Annotated in this window: 2 protein-coding genes; both read left to right on the forward strand. The window is 72.8% G+C overall.

What is annotated here, in order from left to right; genetic code table 11:
- A partial coding sequence (locus tag ABZY11_RS43660; protein WP_356484493.1) for a condensation domain-containing protein occupies nt 1-1,459 on the forward strand: 1,459 nt, incomplete at its 5' end.
- A partial coding sequence (locus ABZY11_RS43665) for a non-ribosomal peptide synthetase (RefSeq protein ID WP_356484494.1) occupies nt 1,456-3,124 on the forward strand: 1,669 nt, incomplete at its 3' end. The genes ABZY11_RS43660 and ABZY11_RS43665, both read left to right, overlap by 4 nt.

Here is a 3,124-nt window from a genome sequence, read left to right on the forward strand (position 1 = left end):
CGACGGCAGCCCCGCCGCCCTCGCCGCGCTCGGCCACGACCAGCGGACCGCGACCGGTGCCCGCACAGCAGCGGCATGGGACGACACGCCGCGCACCCGCCCGCTCACCCCGCAGCAGGCCGGGGTGTACTTCCACTGGCGGCTCGACCCGCTCAGCCCCTACTACAGCTACCAGGGGTCCCTGGAACTCGACGGGCCGCTCGACGTGCCACGGCTGGCACGGGCCTGGCAGCTGCTGCTCGCCGAGAATCCGCTGCTCCTCGCCCGGTTCGCCGAGACCGACGAGGCGGACGGGCCGGAGACGGCACAGGAGGCGGCGCACAAGGCGGTGCACGAGGTGGTGCACCACTACCCGCACTGGGAGGTACCGCTGCCCGCGAGTGCCCGGGACATCACTGCGGACGCGTTCCGCACGGTGGCCGCGCAGGAGGCGGCCAGGCCCTTCGACCTGCTCACCGAACCGGCCCTGCGGACCGGGCTGTTCCGGCTTCCCGGCGGACAGCACCGGCTCCTGGTCACCATGCACGAACTGCTCCTCGACGGCTGGGGAGCGACCGTGCTGTTCCAGCGACTGGCCGAACTCTACGAACAGCGGCCCGCCGGGCCCGACCCCGAACGCGCCACCCGCTACGACCGCTTTCTCGACCACTTGACGGAGCGGCTGGCCACCGAGGAGGTGGCCGAGGCGGGGGAGTACTGGCTGCGCCGCCTCGCGGGCGACCTCCCGGCACTCCAGATCGCACAGAAGCAGCGGCCCGCCACACCCACCTACCGGGGCGAGATCACCGAGACGGTCCTCGACGAGCAGCTGACCCGGCAGCTGCGTGACACCGCGCTGGCCGCGTCGGCCACCGCGTTCGTACCGCTGCTGGCCGCCTACGCACTGGCCCTGAGCTACTACAGCGACGCCGACGACGTGATCGTCGGGGCCCCGATGGCGGGGCGGGAACGGCCGGAGACCGCCGATGTGCCCGCCTTCATGCTCGCCATGCTGCCACTGCGTCTGAACATCGACCCGGCCGCCACCCTCGCGGAGTTCACCGCACAGGTGCGGGAGACGGTGTACGACGCCTATGCCGCGGCCGAGCACCCCTTCGGCTGGACACTGCGGCGGCTGCCCGCCGCCTCACGGAGCTCATCGGCGACCCCGGTCTTCCAGACCATGCTCAACATGCTGCCCTACCCGGCGCGCGCCACCACCGCGTCGGACGTCCGGTTCCGCTTCGTCGAACTGGACACCGGCTACACCAAGTACGACTGTGCCCTGTACGTCCAGCCGCACGGCCCCGGCCAACTGCTGCTCCAGTACGCCTACCAGCAGGAGCTGCTCGACGCGCCGGCCGCCCGCAACGTACTGGGATCCACGCTGATCGCGCTGCGGGCCCTCACCGACCCGGAACGCGCCGAGCACACCACCGTTCGTTCCCTCGACCTGCTGCCCGGAGACGATCAACGATGACCACGCCGACCCTGCTGGAACGCTTCGCCGAACAGGTGGCGGCCCGCCCCCGGGCCGTCGCCCTGCGCCACACCGGCACCGGCCTCACCTACCGCGAACTCGACGAATGGAGCGGCCGGCTGGCCGCCCGGCTCACCGCCAAGGGCACCGGCCCCGGCTCGCTGGTGGCACTCGCCGCCCAGCGCGGCCCCGCCGCCGTCGCCGGAGTCCTCGCCGTGCTGAAGACCGGGGCCGCCTACCTCGGGCTGGACCCGGCGATACCCGTGCGACGGCAGCGCCGGATGGTGGAGGAGACCGGACCGCACTGCGTGCTGGCCGAGCCGGGACTCGACCAGTTCCCCACCCTGGACGCTCCCCGCGTCACACTGGCGCCGCTCACCGAGGGCCCGCTGCACCAGGCCCCCGAGCGGGCGCCCGACGAGGACGCGCTGTTCCACATCGTCTACACATCGGGGACGACCGGAAACCCCAAGGGCGTACGCATCAGCCACCGTTCGGTCCGGGGCAGGCTGGAGTGGATGTGGCAGGACCATCCGTTCCCCGAGAACGCGGTGCTCGCCGTCCAGAAGTCCCTGGCACTGGTCGCCTCGCCCTGGGAGCTGCTGGGCGGACTGCTCAGGGGTGTCCCGTCCGTCGTGCTCGCCACCGATGAACTCCTCGACCCGGTGCTCTTCGCCGCCGCCGTCGAGCAGGAACGGATCACTCATCTCTTCCTGACCCCGCAGCTGATCGCCGGTCTGCTGGAGGAGAGCGCCAAACGCCCCGGCGGGCACCGGCCGGTCCTGGCCACCAGCGGCGCCGACACCCTGCCCGTGGCCACCGTCCTGCGCTTCCGGGAGGTCTGGCCCGACGCCACCCTGCTCAACCTGTACGGCATGACGGAGACCGCCTCCAACGTCGCCGCGTACGACACCGCCGGACTGCCCGCCGACGCCGAACGGGTCCCCGTCGGGAGCCCCGTGGCGGGCGCCTCGCTCTCGGTCCGCGACCGGCTCGGCCGACGGCTGCCGGCCGGTGTGACCGGCGAGGTGTGGGTCTCCGGACCACCACTCGCCCTCGGCTACGTCGGCGGCGACGGCGAGGACCGCTTCACCACCGACGACGCGGGCACCGTGCACTACCGCACCGGTGACCGGGGCCGCCTGCTCCCGGACTCCGTACTGGAGATCACCGGCCGCGCCGACAACCAGATCAAGGTGCGCGGCTACCGCGTCGAGCTGGAGGAGATCGAGGCCACCCTGCGCAAGGCACCCGACGTCACCGACGCGGGGGCCTACGCGGAGGACGAGGACGGCGAGACACGCATCGTCGCCTGTGTCACCGCCGACGAGGAGACCGGCCCCGCCGCACTGCGCGCATATCTGCGCGACCGGCTGCCCGACTACATGCTGCCCGCCCGCATCCAGCAGGTCCCGCGGCTCCCGCTGAGCACCAACGGCAAGCTGGACCGCACCGCCCTGCGCACCCTCGTGGCAGGCATCGGGCAGGAACGGGCGGCCGGATTCAGCCCGTCCGACGCCACCGAGACCGCCGTCGCCGCGCTCTGGCAGGAACTGCTCGGCGCACCGCCCGCATCGGCGGACCAGAACTTCTTCGACGCCGGAGGCCACTCCCTGCTCGCCGTGCGGCTCGCCAACCGGCTCGCGACGACGGCGGGCCGCCGCG

The organism is Streptomyces sp. NPDC006510 (genome assembly GCF_040611955.1).
GTDB lineage: Bacteria > Actinomycetota > Actinomycetes > Streptomycetales > Streptomycetaceae > Streptomyces.